At 71.2% G+C, this 20,597-nt stretch carries 24 protein-coding genes; 11 read left to right on the plus strand and 13 right to left on the minus strand.

The window, feature by feature from the left end; genetic code table 11:
• Nucleotides 1–74: 74 nt before the first annotated feature.
• Nucleotides 75–875, minus strand: a complete 801-nt coding sequence (locus tag ACZ52J_RS32750; RefSeq protein ID WP_465623898.1) for a MerR family transcriptional regulator — start codon at nucleotides 873–875, stop codon at nucleotides 75–77.
• Between ACZ52J_RS32750 and ACZ52J_RS32755 the strand changes: the two genes are divergently transcribed.
• Complete coding sequence (locus ACZ52J_RS32755) at nucleotides 876–1,352, plus strand: DUF6194 family protein (protein ID WP_465623899.1); 477 nt, start codon at nucleotides 876–878, stop codon at nucleotides 1,350–1,352.
• Between the two features lie 170 nt (nucleotides 1,353–1,522).
• On the opposite strand, the gene ACZ52J_RS32760 is transcribed toward ACZ52J_RS32755, so the two are convergent.
• A complete protein-coding gene (locus tag ACZ52J_RS32760; RefSeq protein WP_465623901.1) occupies nucleotides 1,523–2,125 on the minus strand; it encodes a hypothetical protein in 603 nt (200 codons plus the stop codon).
• A 149-nt stretch (nucleotides 2,126–2,274) separates the two neighbouring features.
• Nucleotides 2,275–2,676, minus strand: coding sequence for a nuclear transport factor 2 family protein (locus ACZ52J_RS32765; protein ID WP_465623902.1), 402 nt, complete (start codon nucleotides 2,674–2,676; stop codon nucleotides 2,275–2,277).
• A gap of 140 nt (nucleotides 2,677–2,816) precedes the next feature.
• Between ACZ52J_RS32765 and ACZ52J_RS32770 the strand changes: the two genes are divergently transcribed.
• Nucleotides 2,817–3,704: a LysR family transcriptional regulator gene (locus ACZ52J_RS32770; RefSeq protein WP_465623903.1), complete on the plus strand. Its 888-nt coding sequence runs from the start codon at nucleotides 2,817–2,819 to the stop codon at nucleotides 3,702–3,704.
• A 221-nt stretch (nucleotides 3,705–3,925) separates the two neighbouring features.
• On the plus strand, nucleotides 3,926–4,954 hold the full coding sequence (locus ACZ52J_RS32775) for a hypothetical protein (RefSeq protein WP_465623905.1): 1,029 nt from the start codon (nucleotides 3,926–3,928) through the stop codon (nucleotides 4,952–4,954).
• A 204-nt stretch (nucleotides 4,955–5,158) separates the two neighbouring features.
• Here ACZ52J_RS32775 and ACZ52J_RS32780 read toward each other — a convergent pair whose 3' ends face one another.
• A complete protein-coding gene (locus ACZ52J_RS32780; protein ID WP_465623907.1) occupies nucleotides 5,159–5,395 on the minus strand; it encodes a hypothetical protein in 237 nt (78 codons plus the stop codon).
• A gap of 13 nt (nucleotides 5,396–5,408) precedes the next feature.
• Nucleotides 5,409–5,786: a hypothetical protein gene (locus ACZ52J_RS32785; protein ID WP_465623908.1), complete on the minus strand. Its 378-nt coding sequence runs from the start codon at nucleotides 5,784–5,786 to the stop codon at nucleotides 5,409–5,411.
• Nucleotides 5,787–5,952: 166 nt separating this feature from the next.
• On the opposite strand from ACZ52J_RS32785, the gene ACZ52J_RS32790 reads away from it, so the two are divergent.
• On the plus strand, nucleotides 5,953–6,441 hold the full coding sequence (locus tag ACZ52J_RS32790) for a hypothetical protein (RefSeq protein ID WP_465623910.1): 489 nt from the start codon (nucleotides 5,953–5,955) through the stop codon (nucleotides 6,439–6,441).
• A gap of 195 nt (nucleotides 6,442–6,636) precedes the next feature.
• On the plus strand, nucleotides 6,637–7,242 hold the full coding sequence (locus ACZ52J_RS32795; RefSeq protein WP_360502699.1) for a DUF6461 domain-containing protein: 606 nt from the start codon (nucleotides 6,637–6,639) through the stop codon (nucleotides 7,240–7,242).
• A 45-nt stretch (nucleotides 7,243–7,287) separates the two neighbouring features.
• Here the strand turns inward: ACZ52J_RS32795 and ACZ52J_RS32800 are convergent, their stop codons facing one another.
• Nucleotides 7,288–7,686 carry a VOC family protein gene (locus tag ACZ52J_RS32800; RefSeq protein WP_465623911.1) on the minus strand — a complete coding sequence of 133 codons (399 nt, stop codon included), beginning with the start codon at nucleotides 7,684–7,686 and terminating at the stop codon, nucleotides 7,288–7,290.
• Nucleotides 7,687–7,780: 94 nt separating this feature from the next.
• Here ACZ52J_RS32800 and ACZ52J_RS32805 point away from each other — a divergent pair, with 94 nt between their 5' ends.
• A complete protein-coding gene (locus tag ACZ52J_RS32805) occupies nucleotides 7,781–8,773 on the plus strand; it encodes a helix-turn-helix transcriptional regulator (protein WP_465623913.1) in 993 nt (330 codons plus the stop codon).
• Between the two features lie 44 nt (nucleotides 8,774–8,817).
• Here the strand turns inward: ACZ52J_RS32805 and ACZ52J_RS32810 are convergent, their stop codons facing one another.
• On the minus strand, nucleotides 8,818–9,513 hold the full coding sequence (locus ACZ52J_RS32810) for a glyoxalase (RefSeq protein ID WP_465623915.1): 696 nt from the start codon (nucleotides 9,511–9,513) through the stop codon (nucleotides 8,818–8,820).
• A gap of 227 nt (nucleotides 9,514–9,740) precedes the next feature.
• Nucleotides 9,741–10,319: a suppressor of fused domain protein gene (locus ACZ52J_RS32815; protein ID WP_465623916.1), complete on the minus strand. Its 579-nt coding sequence runs from the start codon at nucleotides 10,317–10,319 to the stop codon at nucleotides 9,741–9,743.
• Nucleotides 10,320–10,470: 151 nt separating this feature from the next.
• Here ACZ52J_RS32815 and ACZ52J_RS32820 point away from each other — a divergent pair, with 151 nt between their 5' ends.
• Nucleotides 10,471–11,388 carry an undecaprenyl-diphosphate phosphatase gene (locus tag ACZ52J_RS32820; RefSeq protein ID WP_465623917.1) on the plus strand — a complete coding sequence of 306 codons (918 nt, stop codon included), beginning with the start codon at nucleotides 10,471–10,473 and terminating at the stop codon, nucleotides 11,386–11,388.
• A 152-nt stretch (nucleotides 11,389–11,540) separates the two neighbouring features.
• Here ACZ52J_RS32820 and ACZ52J_RS32825 read toward each other — a convergent pair whose 3' ends face one another.
• Nucleotides 11,541–12,509 (minus strand): aldo/keto reductase, encoded by a 969-nt coding sequence (locus ACZ52J_RS32825; protein WP_465623918.1) that lies wholly within the window; start codon nucleotides 12,507–12,509, stop codon nucleotides 11,541–11,543.
• A 14-nt stretch (nucleotides 12,510–12,523) separates the two neighbouring features.
• Nucleotides 12,524–13,120, minus strand: a complete 597-nt coding sequence (locus ACZ52J_RS32830) for an NADPH-dependent FMN reductase (RefSeq protein ID WP_465623920.1) — start codon at nucleotides 13,118–13,120, stop codon at nucleotides 12,524–12,526.
• Nucleotides 13,121–13,370: 250 nt separating this feature from the next.
• On the opposite strand from ACZ52J_RS32830, the gene ACZ52J_RS32835 reads away from it, so the two are divergent.
• The gene (locus ACZ52J_RS32835; protein ID WP_465623921.1) at nucleotides 13,371–13,973 is read left to right on the plus strand and encodes a hypothetical protein; all 603 of its coding nucleotides are present in this window, start codon (nucleotides 13,371–13,373) and stop codon (nucleotides 13,971–13,973) included.
• Between the two features lie 349 nt (nucleotides 13,974–14,322).
• Here ACZ52J_RS32835 and ACZ52J_RS32840 read toward each other — a convergent pair whose 3' ends face one another.
• A complete protein-coding gene (locus ACZ52J_RS32840; RefSeq protein WP_465623923.1) occupies nucleotides 14,323–14,832 on the minus strand; it encodes an allene oxide cyclase barrel-like domain-containing protein in 510 nt (169 codons plus the stop codon).
• A gap of 239 nt (nucleotides 14,833–15,071) precedes the next feature.
• On the opposite strand from ACZ52J_RS32840, the gene ACZ52J_RS32845 reads away from it, so the two are divergent.
• The gene (locus ACZ52J_RS32845) at nucleotides 15,072–15,194 is read left to right on the plus strand and encodes a hypothetical protein (RefSeq protein WP_465623924.1); all 123 of its coding nucleotides are present in this window, start codon (nucleotides 15,072–15,074) and stop codon (nucleotides 15,192–15,194) included.
• Here the strand turns inward: ACZ52J_RS32845 and ACZ52J_RS32850 are convergent.
• Nucleotides 15,178–16,110 (minus strand): aminoglycoside phosphotransferase family protein, encoded by a 933-nt coding sequence (locus tag ACZ52J_RS32850; protein WP_465623926.1) that lies wholly within the window; start codon nucleotides 16,108–16,110, stop codon nucleotides 15,178–15,180. The two genes, ACZ52J_RS32845 and ACZ52J_RS32850, sit on opposite strands and share 17 nt — an antisense overlap.
• A gap of 1,039 nt (nucleotides 16,111–17,149) precedes the next feature.
• Here ACZ52J_RS32850 and ACZ52J_RS32855 point away from each other — a divergent pair.
• Complete coding sequence (locus ACZ52J_RS32855) at nucleotides 17,150–17,503, plus strand: beta/gamma crystallin domain-containing protein (protein ID WP_465623927.1); 354 nt, start codon at nucleotides 17,150–17,152, stop codon at nucleotides 17,501–17,503.
• Between the two features lie 454 nt (nucleotides 17,504–17,957).
• The gene (locus tag ACZ52J_RS32860) at nucleotides 17,958–18,704 is read left to right on the plus strand and encodes a hypothetical protein (protein WP_465623928.1); all 747 of its coding nucleotides are present in this window, start codon (nucleotides 17,958–17,960) and stop codon (nucleotides 18,702–18,704) included.
• Between the two features lie 165 nt (nucleotides 18,705–18,869).
• Here the strand turns inward: ACZ52J_RS32860 and ACZ52J_RS32865 are convergent, their stop codons facing one another.
• Entirely contained in the window at nucleotides 18,870–20,360 is a 1,491-nt protein-coding gene (locus ACZ52J_RS32865) for an alpha/beta hydrolase family protein (RefSeq protein WP_465624004.1), read from the minus strand.
• Nucleotides 20,361–20,597: the final 237 nt, after the last annotated feature.

The following is a 20,597-nucleotide window of genomic DNA, read 5'->3' on the forward strand; positions in this document are numbered from 1 at the left end:
AACCGCTCCGACATCCTCGGTCCGCGTGCTCCCCCGCCGGTGGTCGGCATCCCGTCCGGGCAACTGACGAGCCATCAGTCCTGGACGGCAAGGGCGGCGGCCAGCGAGAGCGCGGCACTGAGCGCGGCGGCGCCGTCGAGGAGGGACTTGGAGCGAGCCGCGATGACGGCGTCTCGGGCGGCCAGCGCGGAGGCGACATCCTCCGAGCGGCGGGCGCACCGCAGTTGAGGCATGAGGGTCCGAAGGGGCGTGATGCGGTAACCGGCCTTGCGCAGTTGGTGAACGATCCGCGCATCCCGCACCTGGGTCGGCGTGTATCGTCGCGTCCTTCGCACGGGGTCGCGGTCGGGAACGACAAGACCCTCCGCGTCCCAGTGCCGCAACGTCGAAGGACGCACGCCCAGAGCGGCGGCGAGTTCGGAGACGCTCATCGAGTCCGCTACGCGTACGTCTCCGATCGGCTCACCGGAGATCGCCCGGGCAGCCTCCTTGGCCTGCCTCAGCTCCGTGCGCTCTGCGTCGAGCCGAGCGTGCGCCGCGTCGAGAAGGGCAAGCACCCGGTGTGAGGCAGGGAACCGGTGTACGGCCCGCACGATCTTCTTGGCCTCAGTCGGACCCGCGCCTGCCGCGAGGCCTCGGTAGGCCAGCGCGGACTGTACATGTATCTCTCCATAGATGCGGTAGCCCGTGGCTGTGCGCGCCGCCGGCGGGAGCACACCGTCCCGCTCGAGATTGCGAACCTGTTGGACCGAGTACCCGACACGCCGCGCGACATCGACGGTGCGCAAGTCCCCCGATTTGAGACCTGACATCCTGAACCTCCTCAGTGTCAGCCTCAAAGCCTCCACAAGCACCTCAATGTAACGCTGGAGCACATGACCATGGACGAGATCATCAGCTTCGTGGACGGCCTCGACGGCGTCCTGACCATGAGGCCGGCACCCGGCGACGGCTCGCCGGAGATCAGCTGGGGCGACACGTTCTTCTACTACGCACCTGACGGCGCCACCCCGACCACGACCCAACCCTTCGCGACGGTCGTGACCAAGGACCATCCCGGCGACGAGGCATCGCGTCTGGACCGGCCGGACACCTTCCGCGTGAACATCTCCGCCGGGAAGGAAGCGTTCATCCGGTGGACCGGTCACGCACCACGCGAACCGGCCGGCACCGAGCCCGACCCCAGCGCCACCGACACCGTGCTCGCGCACCCCGTCTACGGCACCGCCGGCTGGCTGGCAGTGGTGAATCCGGGCTCGCGTACCGAAGCGGCCATCCGTGAGCTGCTGCGTGCGGCGTATCGCCTCGCTCGCTCACGCCATGAGCGACGCGCTGGATCCACGGCGAGATGAAGTGGCCGAGCCCTGAGCCTCCGTCACGTGGGACACGACGCTGCCCGCTCGGGCCACCATCAATGACGAGCCCTCACAGGGCCCAACGCCCCCGACGGCGCGGGGACCGCCTCGTGTGAGCAGCGCGGAAGGCCGTTGCCCCGTGAGGGCAGCGGCCTTCATGCATGCGATCAGCTCAGGTCGAATTGCCAGTACGCGGTCTCGCGGTATCCGGCGGACGTCGGGGTGACCTCCACCGTGACGAAGCTTCCTTCCTTGTCGGGCTTGACCCGCACCGGCACGGTGCGCTTCTGGTCCTTGCCGAGAGGCGGCATGAGGACGGATGCGGAGCCGGCCCGGTCCAGCACGGTCACGCCCCAGCCGGGGATGTCGGGGGCGAGGGCTGTCCCCGCGTGGACCACGATGGGGGCGGAGCCGCTCGTGCCGATGCTGGTGTCCGGTGACGTCCCGCCCGGGCGCAGCTCCTCGTCGGTGCCGTTGTCGTAGGTGACGGTGAAGCTGTAGGTGTCGTCGGATTCCCGGTGCGGTGGGCTCACGGTGATCGTCAGGCCGTCGTCGTAGTGGGTGGCTGCGCCCGGGCGGAGGGGGTCGGACGCGCTTCCGGAAGGGCGTTCGGGGGGCCCGTCCCCGGCCAGGCCTTTCTCGAACTCGGCCAGTGCCACGGCTCCCAGGACGGCCAGGACGGTGAGGACGACCGTCGCGATCCCGCAGCCTCTGGCCCGCCGCGGGTTCACCGAGGTCGAAGAACTGATGGGAGCCGATTCCGTGTCCATGCACGTCACGATAGGAAGCACCCGGGCAGGGCTCATGAGCGAACGTACTCAACAACCGGCTGAGTAGCGCCGAGGCGTTGCGCTCGGCCGGGAGTCCGGCCGCCCGGGTCACGCGGGAGGGCTTCAGACGGAGGAGTCAGTCGAAGGAATCAGACGAAGAAGGCGTCCATGCCCGGCACGTCCGAGAGGTAGGTCTCGATCGCGCCGATCCGCCCGTCCCGCACGAAGCAGACGGTGGCCAGGTACTCGTCGAGCACCTGTCCGTCGCGCTCGGCGGTGTTGTGCACCGAGAGCGCGAAGTTGTCCCGGCTGACCAGGACGTGCTGGAGGTCGAAGTTCACGCCGTAGCCGGCGATCAGCCGGATCCGCTCGACCACGGCGTCCGCACCGCGCGCCTCGCCGGAGATCCGGTTGCTGCCGGGGAGCGTCCACGTGGCGTCGTCGGTGAGCAGGGAGCGGAACAGCTCCCAGTCGGCGGTGCCCAGGACGGTGCGGAACTGCTCGGCGAGCGCGGTGTTGGTGCGCGTGGCGGTGCTGGGGGTAGTGGACATCTGACGGTCCTCCGGAAGTGGTGTGGGTGGTGGTGCTGTCCTGTCGGTCGGGCGCCCGTGGGTCCAGCATCCGACGGGCGGCGGGCAAACGGAAATGCCCTCCCGACCTGGGGTTCATGCACCGTGTGCATAATCCCGTCATGACCGTGGAAGAGTTGCGCTGGTTCCTCGCCGTGGCGGAGACCGAGCACGTCACCGATGCCGCCGCCCTGCTCTGCACCTCACAGTCGACGCTCTCCCGGGCCATCGGCCGGCTGGAACGACGCGTGGGCACCCGGCTGTTCGACCGGGACCGGCACCGGCTGCGGCTCAACGAGTACGGCCGGGTCTACCGCCGGCACGTCCGGCGGGCGCTGGACGAACTGGACACCGCCCAGGACCGTATCGCCGCCCTGCTGCAACCGCCCACCGACACCCTGCGGTTGGCCTACCTGCACTCGCTGGGCGGCTGGCTGCTGCCCGAACTGCTCGGCGCCTACCAGCGGGAGTCGCCCGCCGCCCGGTTCACCCTGCACCAGGAGTCCGCGACCGCGCTGCTGGACCTGCTCCGGGACGGCTCCGCCGAGCTGGGCGTCACCGGGCCGCGGCCGTCCGGCGCCGAGTGGGGCTGGCTGCCGCTGTGTGAGGAACGGCTGCAGCTCGCCGTCCCGGACGGTCACCGGCTGGCGGACCGGCCGGCGGTAGGACTGGCCGAGCTGACGGACGAGCGGGTCATCATCATGCGCCACGCGGTGGGGCTGCGGCAGATCACCTGCGAGATCCTCCACCGGGCCGGCGTCACGGCGTCGGTGGTCATGGAGGCCGGTGAGGTGGCCACGATCCGCGGCATGGTCGGGGCCGGGCTCGGCGTGGCCGTCGTCCCCGCCGGGGGCGGCGGGCACGCCGAGCCCGGTGTGCGGCTGGTGCCGCTCACCGACCCCGACGCGTTCCGCGGCATCGGCCTGGTCTGGCACCAGGACCGGCCGGCCTCACCCGCCGGCCGGCGCTTCCGCGCCTTCGCCGGTCGCCGGTCGCCGGTCGGACACTGACTGACTGACCGACCGTCCGGCTCAGGGCTCAGGCCTGGCCGGTCCCGAAACGGCTGACCGGCCGTCCGGGGCGACGGTGAACCGCCGGGGCCGTAGTCACCCGATGCGCCCGTGCTTGTCTGTGAACCCTGAGCAGCAGCACGTGAAATCCAGTGCCCGGCACCAGGCTCTTCGGGCAGGATGCGCACATGGACAATGCGGCGGGGCCGGCGGGGCGCTTGATGACTGCGGCACGAGTGGCGCAGGCCTCGGAGGCGGACCACGACGTGCACGCCTACTGGGATCTGGCCTGGGAGGCGGTGAAGGGGGAGAGCGGGGAGACCGCGCTGCGCTGCGGGTTGGCGTTGTTGGGGTCGGCCGATGTCCTGGAGCGGAAGGTGGGCTGCGATCTGGTGGGAAGCGCGGCCGGCGAGCACGAGGCTCTGCGTGGCGAGGCGGCAACCGCCCTGATGGCGCTGGCCGAGGTGGAGACGGAGGCCTGCGTGCTGCGTTCCCTCGTCTGCGGCCTGGGCCGGGCGCAGGACCTGCGCGCCCTTCCCGTGCTGGTAGGGCTTTCCGGACACGAGGACGCCGAGGTGCGGCGTCATGTCGCCTCGGACATCACCTTCGTCAACAGCGGACTGCCCGACGGGCCCGATGTCCGGGCGCTGATCCGGCTCACCCGGGACCAGGACCCCGAGGTCCGCAACTGGGCGGCCTTCACGTTGGGATTCCAGCTGGAGCAGGACACGACCGCCATCAGGGACGCGCTGTGGAGGTGCACCACCGACGAGTACGGCGAGGTCCGAGGTGAGGGTGCGCGAGGGCTGGCCAGACGGCACGACCGACGGGCCGTCCCACTGATCGCGCAACTGCTGGGCTCCGACGACTGGTTCCACGACTTGGCCCTGGACGCGGCGGAGATCCTGGGCGTCCCCGAACTCCTACCGGCTCTGGCCGCCCGTGAGCTTGACCCGCCCGGAACCGACCGGGCCATCGCGGCCTGCGATCCGGTGCGGCGGGCCCGGATCGAGGACGACGCCTGGACGGTCGTCGTGGAGTTGGAGCGGCTGCGCCCCGACATCGGCGCGGCGCTCAGCTCACCGCGCTACGAGTCGGTGCACTGGATGAAAGTGACCCACCGGGAGGCGGTCGACGCAGAGTACGACGTGGCCTCACTGCTCACCCGCGCCGGCGGGGACCCGGTGCGGGCGGCCGAGCTGGTGATGGCCGACCTCACCGGTTCTGCCGGGAGCGGGCCTGAAGCCTGACGGACTCCCGAACTCCCGAACTCCCGGACTCCCGGACTCCCGGACTCCCGGAGTCCCGGAGTCCCGGAGTCTTCGCGGCAAGCGCCACCGAGGAAGTCCGGCTGGCCCCGCACCGGTCGCCCGCACGGCCGGTGCGAGTGGCCGTCAGGTCTTCGGGGGACGCTGCTGCCAGCGGAACGCCGGGCTGTCGCAGTAGTTCTGACTTTACGTCAACTGATCCCCGGGGCCCGGATGGTCGGCTTCGGGCCAGTGTTTCAGGCCGAACAGCAGGCCGCTGGCGGCGTTGATCACCATGCCGTTGTCGCAGAGCGTCCACACCTGGCTCTGGCCCCCGTTCGCGCAGTTCTCCTGGACGAGCGGGGCGCCGTCGGTCGTGCTGACGCCGGTGCCGACGCACCGGCCGGTGCGAGACGCCCACTCAGCGGCTCCGGGCCGGGGCACCCGGGGACAGGGGTCAGTTCTCGGTCGGTGGGGCGGCGGCAAGGAGTTCGCGCTTCACCTGCCGGTAGTCGGCCAGGGCCTGCGGATCGCCGCGGGTGTAGTCGGTCCAGAATCCGGGGCGCTGCCAGCGGGCGTCGGAAAGGCGGGTGCGGCCGTCGGCGATGACCAGGGTCCAGCCGGGCGGTATCCGGGTGTCCACCGTCTCGAAGCCGGTTGGGTCCCAGAGGAGTCCGGGGTCGGGCGTGTCGGGGCCGAGCAGGCGGATCTGGCAGTCGATGTCGTAGGTGACCATCTCCAGAACGGGGTAGACACCGCCCACCCGGATCCCTTCGAACTCCGTGACCGGGACGTCGGCTGCGGGGTGGATGATCTGCAGGCATCTGACTCTCATGAGAGAAGTCTCGCCCGGCCGATCACCGGTCGTTGTCCCTGGGGCCGGTGGACAGCCGGTCGGGCCCCGCACCGCGCAAAGCCCCCGCGCAAGCCCCCGCGCGCACCCGGTTGGCGGCGCCGGAGTGACGCTTCCTCAGGTCCGCCGGTGGTGCCAGAATCCGCAGGTGAAACACACGACCCACCGCCTCACCCCCGCGCAGCAGCGGCGCCAGTGGATCAGCGGACCGCTCTTCCTGGCAGGCTCGGCCTACTTCCTGCACCTCGCCCTCAGCCGGCCCCTGAACGAACGCACCGCTCTGGTCGCGATCCTGTTCGTCCCCGTGATGGCCGTCATCGGCACCGCCCACCTGCGTGCCCTCTTCACCAGCGTGAGCTTCGACGAGAACGAGCTGTGGTGGACCCCCCTGTGGGGCCGCCGCAAGCGGTTCGCCTGGGCGGACATCACGAACGTCGAGGTGATGAAGAAGAACGGGCGCGCCAACGCCCCGGACATCGTACGGATCACGCACCGGGTCAGCGGCATCGACACCCTGCCGGTGCTGATAGGTCTCCCGGGCATCTGGCGGGACCCCGATTTCGAGGCCAAGGCCGCCGGCCTCGTCAGCACCTGGCGCACCGCCACGGCAGAGGCCACGGCAGAGGCCACGACGTAGGACCGGACCGCACCCCCCGGACGACCCGAGGCGCCGGCCACCACCGCGTGGCCGGCGCCTGCCGCCCCCTGCCGCTCAGCAGGCGAGGAAGGTCCAGGGAACCCGGACGCCGCTCCGTCCTCGGCAGCACGGAGGCCGACCTGTCGTACCGGCTGGCTAGCCTGAGAACGTCGATCACCGCAAGGGGGAGTACGGATGAGTGGCCTGGGTTGGATGTACGGGGCGGACCTGCCGCTGTTGAGCGTCACGTTTGCCCGTGACCTCACGGCACGACAGCTCTTGGAGCGGATGGGGGCGGACCCGGCCACGCTCGCCGAGCGGACGCAGGAGGAGTTCGACGAGGACTTCGACGACCTCCTCTACGAGGACGACGCCTACGTGGTGACCGCCGGCCGATACGGGTCGTGGGCGTGGGTGTGGGAGCACGGCAGTTGGCTGTGCGTCGAGGACGACGACCTGCTCGGCGAGGTGTCGGCGGGGACGGCAGCACTGTCCCTGCACGCCAACGAGAAACCGCTCGTGGATTTCCGCTATGCCGAGAACGGGCAGTTGGTGACAGGTCTGCACACCCTCCTGGGCATCGAGCCCCGGCACCGCACCGGCCGGGAACCTCACCGCTTCGACTCGGCTCTGCTGGCGCTGGGCGCCCGACCGGACACCGGAGAGCTCGGACCGCTGGGATTGCGCGGGCTCTTCTACCGTCTCGCCGAAGAGCTCGGCGCGGGCATGGACCGAGCCGATCTCCTCGCCGAGAACGTCCTCAGCGCCCGGCTTCAACCACGTCCCGACCGGGTGGCATGAGGCGCCTGCCGGGCGAACGGCCCTTCGAGGTCAGTCGGCAATCGCTCAGCGAGCGAACTTCTCGATGGCCGCCGGCGTGACAGGGGTGAAGAAGTTGACGAGGTTGCCGTCGGGGTCGCGGAGCAGGAGCGACCGGTTGCCCCAGGGCAGCGTGGTGGGCTCAGCCACGAAGTCGGCGACGAAATCGGCCAGGTTCCGGTACACGCCGTCCACGTCGGCGACGAGGAATTCGATGATCACGGTGCTGTTGTCGGCGGGGCGGGCGCAGCCGGGCGCGAACAGTGCGACGGTTCGGGTGCTGCCGATCGCGAGGGTCCCCATGGGGGTCCGCAGTTCGGCGAAGTCCTCGGTGGACCACTCCGCCCGTACTCCGGTGGCTCGCTCGTAGAAGTCGACGAGGCGCGCGACGTCGCCGGTGATGATCCGGATCGACACGAGGTCCATGGTGCTCTCCTCAGGTTGCTGAAGCCGTTGCACCTCGAACGCCAGGGCACATAGTGGACAGAATCGGTCCGGTATCAACGCTAGGCTCGTGGACATGGCTCGACCTACCAGCCGCGTGCTCACCCTCCTGGAACTCCTGCAGTCGGGGGGCCTCAGAACGGTGGCCGAACTCGCCGACCGGCTCGGCGTCGACGGGCGCACCGTGCGGCGGTACGTGGACCACCTGGTCGACCTCGACATCCCCGTGGAGTCGGTCCGTGGCCGCTACGGCGGGTACCGGCTCGCCCCCGGGTACCGCTTGCCTCCGCTCATGTTCAACGACGACGAGGCGCTCGCCGTGCTGCTCGGCCTCGTCGCCGGCCGCAGGACGGGGCTACTGACGGCGGCCGGAACTGCGGGCGAGACGGCAGCGGCCAAGATCCGCAGGGCACTGCCCGAGCGTCTCGCCCGTCGGCTCGACGCCGTCATGGAATCCCTCGCCTTCACGACCGGACCCGGCGAGTCGGCCACCCCGGAGACGGGGGTGCTGCTCACCATCGCCGATGCGGTACGCCATCGTCGCCCGGTCTCGATCAGGTACACCGCCCGAGAAGGGCGACGGAGCGAACGCACGCTGCACCCGTACGGGATCGTCACCCATGCGGGCCGGTGGTACGTCACCGGCACCGATCCCGAGATCGGCGAGGACCGGACTTTCCGGCTCGATCGCATCGCGGACGCGAGGACCCTGCCGGGCTCGTTCGAGCCTCCTGCCGCACTCGATCCGGCACAGCGCGTCCTGTCAGGGTTCGCCAAGGCCGCCTACCGGTACGAAGTGACGCTGCGGATCCACGGGACGGTCGAACAGATCCGCGCCCGACTTCCCGCCAGTGTCGCGATGGTGGAGGAGTCCCCCGCCCCCGCGGAAGGCACGGATCCGCACGCCGAGCGTTGGTTCCACGTCGAGTTGAGAGCAGAGCGGCTCGACTGGTTGCCTCCGGTACTCGCCTCGCTGGACCGGCCGTTCGTCATTGAGCGACCGGACGAACTCCGAGACCTTGTCATCGCGCTCGCCGACCGGCTCACAGCCTCTGCCCGCCGAGCCTGACGCCGCCGCCTCCTCCGAGCAACGCGACGACGGGCGGTGGCGGGTCAGGCCCGTGCGGACGAGGCCTCAGCGACCGGCACGACGGCCTCCCAGACGAAACCGTCCGGGTCCGCGAACGAGTCCGCCGTGCTGCCGAGGACGATGCGGTGCGAGCCGGTGCCGTCGACGGGGACGCCCACCTCCTTGGCCAGCGCGCGGCGCTTGTACAGCGCCAGCTTGACGGCGCCGGTCTCGCCGGTCTCGCCGGTCTCGCCGGGGGCGAACTCGGTGTACTTGCCGCCGAAGCTCTTGGCCACGGTCAGGCCCCGGCCGACGTAGAAGTCCCTGGTGGCCTTGACGTTCTCGACGCCGAGCAGCAGGACGACGTCGTCGATCTCGCGGGTGGCCGGGCCGGTGTCCTTCTTCGCCGAGGTCGCGACCTTCCAGGCCGTCCCGTCCGGTGCCTGGACGACGCCGCCGTAGCCCCACAGCGACTTCGCCGCGGGCTTGAGCACAGTGGCGCCGGCGTCCACGGCGGCGGCGAGGAAGGCGTCGACGGTGGCCGGCCGGGACACCGTGAGCGCCAGGGCGAAGCCACGGAACCCGGTGGACGGCGCCTCGGACTTCTGCAGGCGAACGTGCCGGTCCACACCGAAGGCGGTGTAGAAGCGGTGGGCGGCCCCGGGGTCGGCCACCTCGAGGGTGACGGACGCGAGGGACGCGGTGGACGCGGTGGACGCGGTGGTTTCGTTGTTTCCCATGTCCGTCACGCTACGGGCGGCCGGGCGGCCGGGGCTTCTCGATTCCTGATCGGTCTCGTCCGCGACGCCCCGGTTACGCTGACCATGATCAACACGAGAAGGTCGAAGGAGGTACGCGCATGGATCTCGCCGGGAAGACCGTGGTGGTGACCGGGTCCTTCCACTTCGAGCAGCTGTAGGCCCCGACGCACACACAGGGCGCCGGGGCGGACCGGAGGCCGGGCCGATCAGACGACGGAGGCCCGCTTGGGATCGACCGGGTCGATCGCGTGCTCGTCGAAGAGGCTCTCAAGGGCCTCCAGTCCGCCCTCCCGCCGGAAGTCCTTCTCGGCCCGGGTGATCGGCAGGAGCCACAGGATCCGGGCATGGGCCCCGCCGTCCCAGCGGCAGACCTCGAACTCCGGCCCCAGCGGGTACGGCAGGCTCACCAGGTAGTGGTCGCAGTCGGATTCGTCCAGCCACGGCCGGCCGATGGGAACGGTGTGCCCGACGTCGAGTCGCTGATGAACGGGCCCGCAGTGGTAGTACGCGTTCATGGTGACGCTCTCCAGGTTGGCCCACTCGTCACGTGGCGCCGCGAGGAAGAACTCCGTCCCGTGACCGTCGTGCTGCGTCGCCTCCCAGCAGCCCGACGTCACGTAGAGCCACCAGTCGCCCGGATTGGCGGGATGGATTCGGAAGATCCGGAACCCGGGCACGCGGTCCTCGATCGGTCCCACGACACCGGCGACCTCGTCGATGACGCGGCCGGGAAGGGTTGTGCGCAGGTGGTCGAGGAGGGCGGTGCGTGCTGCGGCGTTCGGCATCCGCTCATGATGCCCCAGACCACCCCGGTCCAGCCGGCGGGCTGTAGATCATCTTGTAGTAACCTCGCTCCGCCGAGGGACGGGGGAAGCGGCGTCACCCTCGTGCGGAGGCCGTGCACGGGCCTCCCGCCGATTGCGAAAGTCGTCGAAGATGTCCGTCCTGACCTATCCCGAGGCCGTCGGTGTCGGCCTGCTGCAAGGTGTCACCGAGCTGTTCCCGGTCTCCAGCCTCGGCCACGGAATCCTGTTGCCCGCGCTGGTCGGCGGGCGCTGGCGACACGACCTCGACGTGTCCGCGCCGGGCTCGCCGTACCTGGGCATCCTGGTCGGACTGCGCCTCGCCACCACCCTGGCGCTGGTGATCAGGTTCCGGCAGGACTGGGCGCGGATCACGCGGGGCCTGTGCAGTTCGGTCCGCCGCCGGATGATCCGCGAACCGGACCAGCGCCTCGCCTGGCTGGTGATCGCCGGCGCCACGCCCGTCGGTATCGCGGGGCTGGCCGTCAGCGGGGTGTTCAAGGCCGCGCTGGGCAGGCCCGTCCCCGCCGCCGTCTTCCTCACCGTGAACGGCCTCATGCTGTTCGGCGTCGAACTGCTCCGGCGCGACGGTTCCGGTCGACGACGGGCACAGCCGTACGTCGCCGCAGGCGACGAGCACCTCTCCGCCGAGGGACAGTCGGACCGCCGAATCGTCCAGCTGAGCTACTGGCAGGCGGTCGGCATCGGGGCGGCGCAGATCACCGCCTTCCTGCCCGGGATCAGCCGCACGGGGATCACCATCGGCGCCGGCATCCTCAACGGCCTGTCCCACGAGGACTCGGCCCGCTTCGCGTTCCTCCTCACGGCACCCGTGATCGGGTCCGCCGCCCTGTTCGAACTGCCCTCGCTGATCGCCGCGTACGGCGCCGACCTCGGCGCGCAGGTCCCGGTCGCGAGCGTCCTGGCCTTCATCGGCGGGTACGCGGCCGTGCACTTCCTCAGCAAGTACTTCAAGACGCACACGCTGAAGCCGTTCGCCTGGTACTGCTCACTGGCCGGGCTCGGCGGGCTGGCCTACCTCACGCTCTGAACTCCACCGCGAACGACCGCACGGCCCGGGGGCCGCCGCCCCTTCTCCGGCCCGGGGATCCGCCGCCCCTTCCCCGGTGCGGGCACGGCAGTCCCCGCACGGCTTCCCCCACGGCCGTCCCCCGTACGGCCGTCCCCGCACCGCGGGCCCGTTCAGAACCCGGTCGGCAGCCGGGGCGTGTACGGCGCTTCCAGGGTCTCCGCCTCTGCGTCGGTGAGGTGCAGCCGCAGGGCGGCCGCGGCGTCGTCGAGGTGCCCCGGGCGGGTCGCGCCGACGATCGGGGCGGCGACGACCGGGTTGCGCAGTACCCAGGCCAGTGCGACCTGTGCCATCGGCACGCCGCGGGTCTCGGCGAGGGACCGCACGGCGTCCACGATCGGCCGGTCGACGTCCGCGAAGAACCGTCCGGCGACCGGGTCCCCGGCCGAGCGGGCGGTCTGCTGCCCGTACGGGCGGGCCAGCCGGCCCGAGGCCAGCGGGCACCAGACCAGGCCGGCCACCCCCTGGTCGGCGAGCAGCGGAAACATCTCCCGCTCCTCCTCGCGCTGCACCAGGCTGTACTGGTGCTGCATCGACACGAAGGCGGGGCCGCCGTCCCGGGCCGCGGTGTGCTGCAGCTTCGCGAACCGCCAGGCCCACATCGAGGAGGCGCCGACGTAGCGGACCTTGCCCGCCGCGACCACCTCGGCCAGGGCCGCCACGGTCTCCTCGACCGGGGTCGCCGGGTCGAAGCGGTGCAGCTGGAAGAGGTCGAGACGGTCGGTGCCGAGGCGGGCGAGCGAACCGTCGACCTGCTCCAGGATGGCCCGCCGGGACAGCCCGGAGCCGCCCGGACCGTCATGCATCGGCAGGCCCGCCTTGGTCGCGAGGACGACGTCGTCGCGGCGGGTGTAGCGCCGCACCGCGCGGCCGACCAGTTCCTCGGAGGTTCCGCCGCCGTACACGTTGGCGGTGTCCCAGAAGGTGATGCCGAGTTCCACGGCCCGCCGGAAGAGCGGCGCGGCGGCGTCCTCGTCCAGCGCCCAGGGGTTGTGGCCCCGGCCGCTGCCGCCGAAGCCCATGCAGCCGAGTGCGATCCGGCTGACGGTCAGGTCGGTGGTGCCGAGCTTCACGTATTCCATGTCCTGCGCCCCGCTCACGCCGGGTACGGGGCGGCGGCCCGAGCGGCCTTCAACGCGCCTGCCCACCAGTCGAGTTGGTCGAGCAGGACCTTGGCGTAGCCGGGCGCCTGCGGGTCATCCGGGCGGCCGTCCGTCCAGGCGGTGAAGTAGTTCGGGAACGCCAGGCCGTCCCGGATGGTCACGGCGTGCAGTTCGGTCAGCACGTTCTCCAGGTGCAGCACGGCGTGCCGGCCGCCGGCCGCGCCGCCGTAGCTCACGAAGGCGACCGGCTTGGCCGTCCACTGGGTGAAGTGCCAGTCGATGGCGGCCTTCAGCGAGGCAGGGTAGCTGTGGTTGTACTCCGGTGTGACGATCAGGACGGCGTCCGCGCCGTCCAGGGCATCGGTGAGCTTCGCCATCCCGGCCGGGCGGGGGTAGTCGGCGCCCGCGAACTTCGGCGAGGCGGCGGGCAGGGCCAGCGGCAGGTCCACCTCGGCCAGGTCGATCACCTCGACGTCGAACCCACCATGGGCGGCCGCCTGTTCGGCCACCCATGAGGACACCACCGGTCCGAACCGGCCTTCCCTGACACTGCCGACCAGGACGACGAGCTTGTGCGTGTTCTTCTCCATGCCCACCACCCTCGTCCCGCCGGCCCACCGCAGCCAGACCGTGCCCAGACTGGCCCCCGCAGGGCCACCCTCCCCCCGCGCGGGCACGCCCTGCGCCTGGACATCGGCGGCCTCACCCTCTCCCCCGACCGTCGCCGCCTCGCCGTCCTGTCCGCCACCGACGACAACGGCGGCTGAGGCCGGCACCCGACCGGCTGGGGCCGCGCCGGCCGCCCGGCATGGTCAAAGCGCCAGGCCCTATGGTGATCCGATGGACGTGGGGGCGGTACTGATTGCGATCACCGGTGTGACGGGCACGCTGGGCGGTGCGTTGCTCACTCAGCGGGGCGCCGACCGGGCCAAGAAGCGTGAACTCGAGATGGGCCACGCCATCCAGGAGGCCCGCGAGAACCGTGAACTGCGGCGGCGGAGCTACACCGAACTCCACCGGGATTCCCGGCAGTTCGCCACAGCGCTGAGCCGTCATCTGTACGTCGTACGGGACCGTGCGCCCGGAGAGGAGGACATCCGGGCGCTGGAAAGGGCCAAGGACGCCCATCGCGACCACTGGTCCGAGACTCTGATGGTCGCCCCCGACACGGTGATCGGGCCGGCCAGCGAGCTGAACGACGCCCTGACCCGGGTCTACGGGCAGATCAAGCGCATCGAACAGGGCAACCCCAGGAGCGGCGAAACCCTGCGGTCCGCCGCCGAGGCGCAACAGGCACTCTGGCCCCTCATACGCGCCACCAGGGAGGCGATGCGTGGTGACCTGGGTGTCACGGGAGCCACCCCCTGGCCACAGTCGAACTCCGCCGACGACCCGGCGATGATCGGCGACTTCGAGGAGCCGCTCGGCGAGCCGGATTCCTGAGCCGGGCTGCCGGGCTGCCAGGCTCCCGGGCCCATGAGAGAGCCGCCGGAGAGCTTTGACCGGGACATCGTCGAGCGCCGGCACTCAAGGCGACCCCTCGGCCTCCCGGCTGCACGCTCGTCCGCGCACTGCCTCCGGACGAAATCCTCGGGTCTTCTTGTCGGCCTCAGATCTACTCGGCGCTCCACGACCACGCTGGTGTAGCCGAGGTGAATGATTGGCACACTGTTCCTTCACCTCGGCTGAGAGGGTGTCAGGGTCGCTCCAAGGACACCGGTGCCCCGGAGAGCGCCTTCCCCATCGGACATCGCCGCCCTGTCCGGCTCTCACCGGGCGGGGGCCGGGTCCGTCAGAAGTCGAGGTCGACCGTGACGCGCCTCGTGCCGGGAGCGATCGTGTCGGCGTGGACCATGCCACGAGCCCGGTCGAACTTCCCGGTGCCGCCGGTGATCCCGTTGTCGAACGAAGGCGGAGGGCCCGGGTTGAGGAAGCCGAAGACCATCCCCTGTACGGAGAGCTGGCCGCCGGGCAGGTTGTAGGTGACGACGCACTCCTCCGCTCCGCCGTTGTCGACCCGGGTGGTGGTGCAGGTGCCATCGGTGTCGCCGACCTGGTTGCCGTCCTGGTCGAACAGGACCGAGTGGAAGACGGCCCGGTCGCCCTGGGCGGGGGCGCCGCCGGGGTTGACGGGGAAACGGGTCTCCTGCGCGAGGTGACCGATGAGTGTGAAGACCCGGTCTCCGCCCTTGGCGGGGGAGGAACCGGTGTCCGTCGCGGCGGCGGCCGCGACCGGGGCGCAGGCGAGAAGGGCGGCCAGCGCGGTGGCCGCGCCGAGACAGGCTGTTCTGATGGGGCGCATCGGGTGGCTCCTGAGGTTGATGTTCGTGGATGGCCGGGTGGCTGGATGGCCAGATGACCATTCATAACCTCGGCGCTGCCGCCGCCCGGAACGTCCCGGCACGACCCACCGCAGATCCGACCTATCGGACCAACCCGGGACGCGAGACGGCCCACCCGACCGGACGCGTCGCGCGGGCGGGATCCATGCCGTGAGCGGCCGCCGTCTCATCGTCGGCCCACCGCGGCTCACGATGATCAATGGCGGCCGCACCGGTCCACCCACCGGACCCGGCCGGCACCATCTCGCACGACGAGATCACGCTCGACGAGGTCACGCTCGACGGGATCACGTTCTACGAGGTCACTACAAGCGTTCGGTGAGCAACTCCGCCAGGCCGTCGACCAACTCGGTGAGCCAGTCCAACCGCGGTCCGCTGCGGGCGATCCGGAAGCCGTGGCGGCGGCCCCAGAACGCAGCCTGGACGGCGTGGAACTGGGCCCACCGTTGGACGCGTTCACGGTCGAGTTCCGCGGCCTCGGCGAAGACGTCCAGGATGCGGTGGACAGCCTTGCGCGGGTCGCCCGCTTCGAGGAGCGTCAGCGCGCGGGACTTCAGCAGCGTGCCGCTGTCGTAGGCGGGATCCCCCGCGTACCCCTTGGGGTCGACAGCCAGCCACGGCTCCCGACCGGCGCGCAGGATGTTCCGGGCATGCAGGTCGCCATGGATGAGAGTGTCCGGCTGGGCCCGGCCCAGCTCCCGCACGGTCGCCACGGCAGCGTCCAGCACCTGACGCGGCAGCGCGTGCGTCAACTCCTCGGCGTCCTTGCGTAGTTGCTCCTCCCAGGCATCGGCCTGCGCGCGCAGCCGGGGCAGGCCGGGCGGTGCGGGGACGGCCAGGCGGCGATTGAGCCGTCCGGCGACCGTCACCACCTCGTCGCCGTCGTGGACCTCCGCCAGGGTCGACGGCTGAACCCGCTCCAGCAGCATCGCGAACCGCTCGTCGTCGCGCTCGTGCAGCAGGACGGCGCCGCACCCGCCCCACGCGACGAACGCATCCGGCTCATGGACGTTGCCGGGATGCGGGAACGACACCTTCAGCACGGCGCGCTCCTCAGCCCGTCGCCGTGCCGGAACAATGATGCCGACGCCACCGTGCATGACCTCGCCGTCCGGCACGCACCCCCAGCGCCCCAGCAAGTCCTCCACGATGCCCGGCAGATCGGCGAGCCACGCCGCCCCGGCCTCCCCCTCCCGGTCGACAGTGCCCTGTGCGAACTCCTCTGGCATCGCGATCATCCCAGCACCCTACGCGCCGGCCCGCCGCAGGCACCATGCCCAAGCCGGTCGCAAGCCGGCCGCAGACCGGCCGCTGCCGCCCGGCAGGCCGGGCACTCCGAAGGTCGCGACGACCGGCTCACGGCCGCTGAGCAGGACTAACCGCAGAGCAGGACGAGCTCAAAGAACTCCGCGAGGACGTCGCCGAGTTGAGGCGGGCCGACGAGATCCCCAAGGCCTCCGGCGCACCGTCACCGGGTGGCCCAGGCTCGGCATGCGGGCTGGTGCCAGGTCGTCCGCACGACCCGGCCGCCGGGCACCGTACGCTCGCTGGCCCAGGTCCTGCAGCACCCGGCCGCCGGTCGGCACGGCCCGGCCGGCGCCGGGCGTCCGGTGGCCTGGCGGGCGGGCAGGAGCGTGGGCGTGGGCTTGGCCGTCCGGCTCCGGCGGCGTCTGGCGGAGGAACTGGTGGAGGCACTGGTGGAGGAAGTCGTCATGCCCGCCGTTGTGCCACCCACCGCCTCCACCCAACCGCGCGTCATCCGAACGGGTGACCCACATGGGGCTCTACCGGCCAATGAGCCGGAACCCGTCACCGACTGACGGAGCCCCCGACCGCTGGTCGGGCGGCGCGGAGAGTAGGCCGTGCGCCTGCCGGGTGCTTCCCCTGCCGCGGTGGCGCGGCCGATTCCACGCGTTCACCGGCCGGATGCCGCCGGGGCGGATGCCGGGCGGTGACGAGGGGCGGGCGGGGCCGCGGACGGCGGGCTCGTCGTCCCAGGCCAGGGCGCGGCGAGCGGGGCGGGTGCCGATGCCGGGGCCGGTGGGTTCGGATGGGTTCACCGGGCGGTCACTCACGCCCCTCTGGTACCACAAACCCCACCGTACACGGAAGGTTAGGGCAGATATGACCGATATACAGGTGGTCCGCGGTGGATGCGATTGACCATGCATGCGCCTCACCGAGAAGCTGATCGGACACGATGCAACAAGAATTCGTTGCGGACTTGGTTCCCGATTTCGGCAATCGATTCGCATGTGATTCGACTGAGGAGAATCCGTGATCTCGAAAACGAAGAAGCTCGTGAGCACCGTGAGCGCCGCGTTCGCCGTGGCGGCCGCGTTCACCGTGGCCGTCCCGTCCGGAAACGCCTTCGCCATCGACCACGTCGAGTGCAGGGGCGGGGAGAATTTCCTGAAGATCTGGTCGCACAACGGCGGCAGCCAGAGCGTGGACTGCTACGCGAATGCCGGCCGGACCTCCTTCGGCGACTGGTGGGTCGACCGGATCTCCACCGGGAATAACGACCTGATCTACTACGACGCCAACGGCGACTCGGTCAAGATCCCGCGCTGGACCGACATCTCGTTCCCGAACCGTCCGCCGCTGGTCAGGTCCATCGAAATCCTGTGACAGACCGACCGGGCGGGGGCGCCGGACCTCCAAACCGCCGCTCGACAAAGGCGGCCGCACCCGTTCCGGGCGGAGCCGCGTCCGCTCGAGGTGGCCGCACGAGGGTGGCCGCGCTCGGCACCAGCGCCACGGCGGAATGAAATGAATGGCGAGGGCTCCCCCGGCCGTTCCGGGGGAGCCCTCGTTCCTTCTCAGTGCCCCTGGTTCTGCCTGTCCGTCACCGGGTGCACAGGCGTGACGGCCATCCTCGCGAACCCACCGGTCCGATCCCGGCATGTGTGACACCTCGCCGCTCATCACCCGCCCTGGTGACGGGAGTTGATGCGGAGAGCAAATCACCGGCCGCAGGCGCTCACGTTCGTCGGGGCGGGCCGCAACCGGAGGCCGCGCGGCGGCGTCCACTCGGATACGAACGGCCTACCCGGCCGCCGTAATCCTGGGGGGATTTGCACACATGCCGATCTACGACGCCATACCTGCGCCACCGCCGCACAGCTCTCTACCGCCCTGCCCGAGCTGCGCGCTGACCGACCAGGTCCGCAGCGTGCCGGCGGTCCACCTGAGCGAGCGGCGCAACGTCACCGTGCGCGACTCCGGCCGCGACGGCGGCACCTCGACCCGCGAAGAGGTGTCCGCCCTCGGCCGGGCCTTGGCGCCAGCGCCGCCGACGACCAGCACGGTGGTTCAGGCACTGGCGATCCTGGCCTTCATGACGCTGGTCGGGGCGGTCTTCACGTTCATCGAGGGCATGAGGCAGCGCAATGCGCGCGTCCACCAGGAGCCCGACCTCTCGCCGCCAAGCTGGGTGACCAAGCACCCGGGGTTCCCGGGCGACTTCCCCACCGATCTCCCTGGTTTTCCGAAGGCCGCTCCGGCCTCCCCGGTCCCGCACGCGACGGCGGCGCTCGCCGACGCGAACGACATGCCGGTCCCACTCTTGGTGTCGTTCCTGCTCCTCGCCGTCGTGATCGCCCTGGTGGCAAGCGCGACCGCGCTGGCCCTCGCCAGGCGGCGGCGTCTCGCGGGCCGGCCGCAGGCCGAGCGGCTCTGGAACCAGGCCTGGTACTGCGCCCGTTGCGGCACCGCGCACTTCCCGCCCACCGCCGGGCAGGGCACCAGAGCGCTCGGCCTCGTGGAGTTCCGCACCGTGGTCTGGACGGCGGGCGGCTACGGCGACCTTGCCGAGCGGTACCGGCTGTAGGTATGTCCGACACCTCCCGCCGGTCGTCCGGCCGCGCCCCATCGCGGCCGGACGACCCGGCGGGAGGAGATGCCGATCCATGCCCCCACAGGTGACCAGGCCACACCCTGCGGCCCTTGGCCGGACACGGCTTCGCCTGCCGCACCCGCGCCCCCGAGCAGGTGATCAGCGGCTGTTGTCCGGGGGGTAGACGCTGAGGTCACCGTAGGCCGGCAGAACGCCGGCCGGGTCGCCGGGTTTGCCGTGCAGGACGGCGTCCAGGAAGGCGAGGGTGGCTGCGGCGACGACGCGCGGGCTCTCGGTGCGGCCGAGGGAGCCGACTATCGAGGGCACGGGCGGCAGGTACAGGGCGCCGTCCGTGAACGTGAGGTGTGCGGCGCCGGGGATGGTGAGCCGGTAGCCCGTCGCGGTGCTGGACTTGAGCGCCTCGGTGAGGCGGGGCAGGTAGCGCGGGTCGGTTCGCGGGGTGACGGCCTGGGTGAGCGCGAGCGTCGGCTGGTCGAGGGCGGGCGAGGTGGGGCCGTGGGGGTAGCCGTCCAGGTCGATGACGGCGTCGAACCGGCGATCCTGCCGGGCTGCCTGCAGGGCGGCAGCACCACCCATGGAGTGGCCGGTCACCGCTACCCGGCTGGTGTCCAGGCGTCCGCGCAGCGGGTCGGCGGTCTCACTTCGGTCCAGACCGTCCAGCTGGGTGAGGACGAAGCTGAGGTCGGCGGCTCGAACCGCTGTCCAGCCGGCCGCCAGCTTGTCGTCCTGGTCCGGGTCGCCGGAGGACGCGGTCTCGGTGGTGATCGTCCGGCCGTCGGCGAGGACGACGGCGGCGGAGTCGTACGGGTGGTCGAGGGCGGCCACCACATAACCGTGGCCGGCCAGTTCCTCCGCCCAGGCAGTGTTCTGGGTGCGCACTCCGCCCGACCCGGGAGAGAACAGGACGACGGGGAACCGTCCCCCCGTGCCGTCCACCGGGGCGTCGAAGACCGAACGGGTGCGGGCACGCGGAATACCGTCGAGCAGGAAGCCGGGCAGGCCGACCCCACGGGCGAGGGCGTCGGAGACGGTGCGCGCCTCCTGCTCCGTGCGCCCGAGGTACTGGGCCCGCTGCGTGCCTGCGGGGCTCGTCTGCGCGGGGTACCAGAGCTGGACCACGACGGTGCGCCGGTCGTCCGGATCGGCGGTGAAGGTCTCGGGACGGAGTGGGTCGGTCCACTGCACCACGCGGGTGCCGACCGCGAAGTCTCCTGACGGCTCGGGGAACACGGGTACGGGAAAGGCCCAGGCGGCCACCGGGCCCGTGGCGATCAGGCCGACACAGGCCACCGATCCCGGCAACGCCAGCCACCAGCGGGCCCGCCACGCCGGCCGGCCGGTACGGCGTCGCAGCAGGGGAGCGAAGGCGAACGGCAACGCGAAGGCAGCGCCTGCCAGTACCGGCAGCATCTGCCAGCGGGGCCCCGCCACGCTCAGCACGATCGCGGACACCACGAGAACCGCCCCGGCCGCGATCGTGACGGGTGGGCGGGCACTGGGGGGAAGCCAACGCGCCACCACAAGCGCGACGGCAGCCAGCACGGCAAGGAATTCCGGAGGGGACATGTACAGTCCCGCGATGATCTCGGTCACCCGGCCATACTCGGCGCCGGGTAGGCGCTGCCACATCGATCCCGGGTCGCCCTCGTGTGCAACCGGGGTCGCCATCCGTGGCAGGTCCCCTTGCCACCGGAGCAGCAGTCGAGCACGCCGGACCATCGGGCGCCCTGCGACCACGGGAGGCAGCGGGACTCCTCCTGCGGTCGTACCTCGGCACGGTGCGATCAGCCGGTGGACTCATGTGCTTCACGGGCCCTGCGGCCTACCGTGACAGGGCTGCGGCATGTGCCGGGCAGCGCGAGGCGT

This window comes from Kitasatospora sp. NPDC034035 (assembly GCF_055575755.1).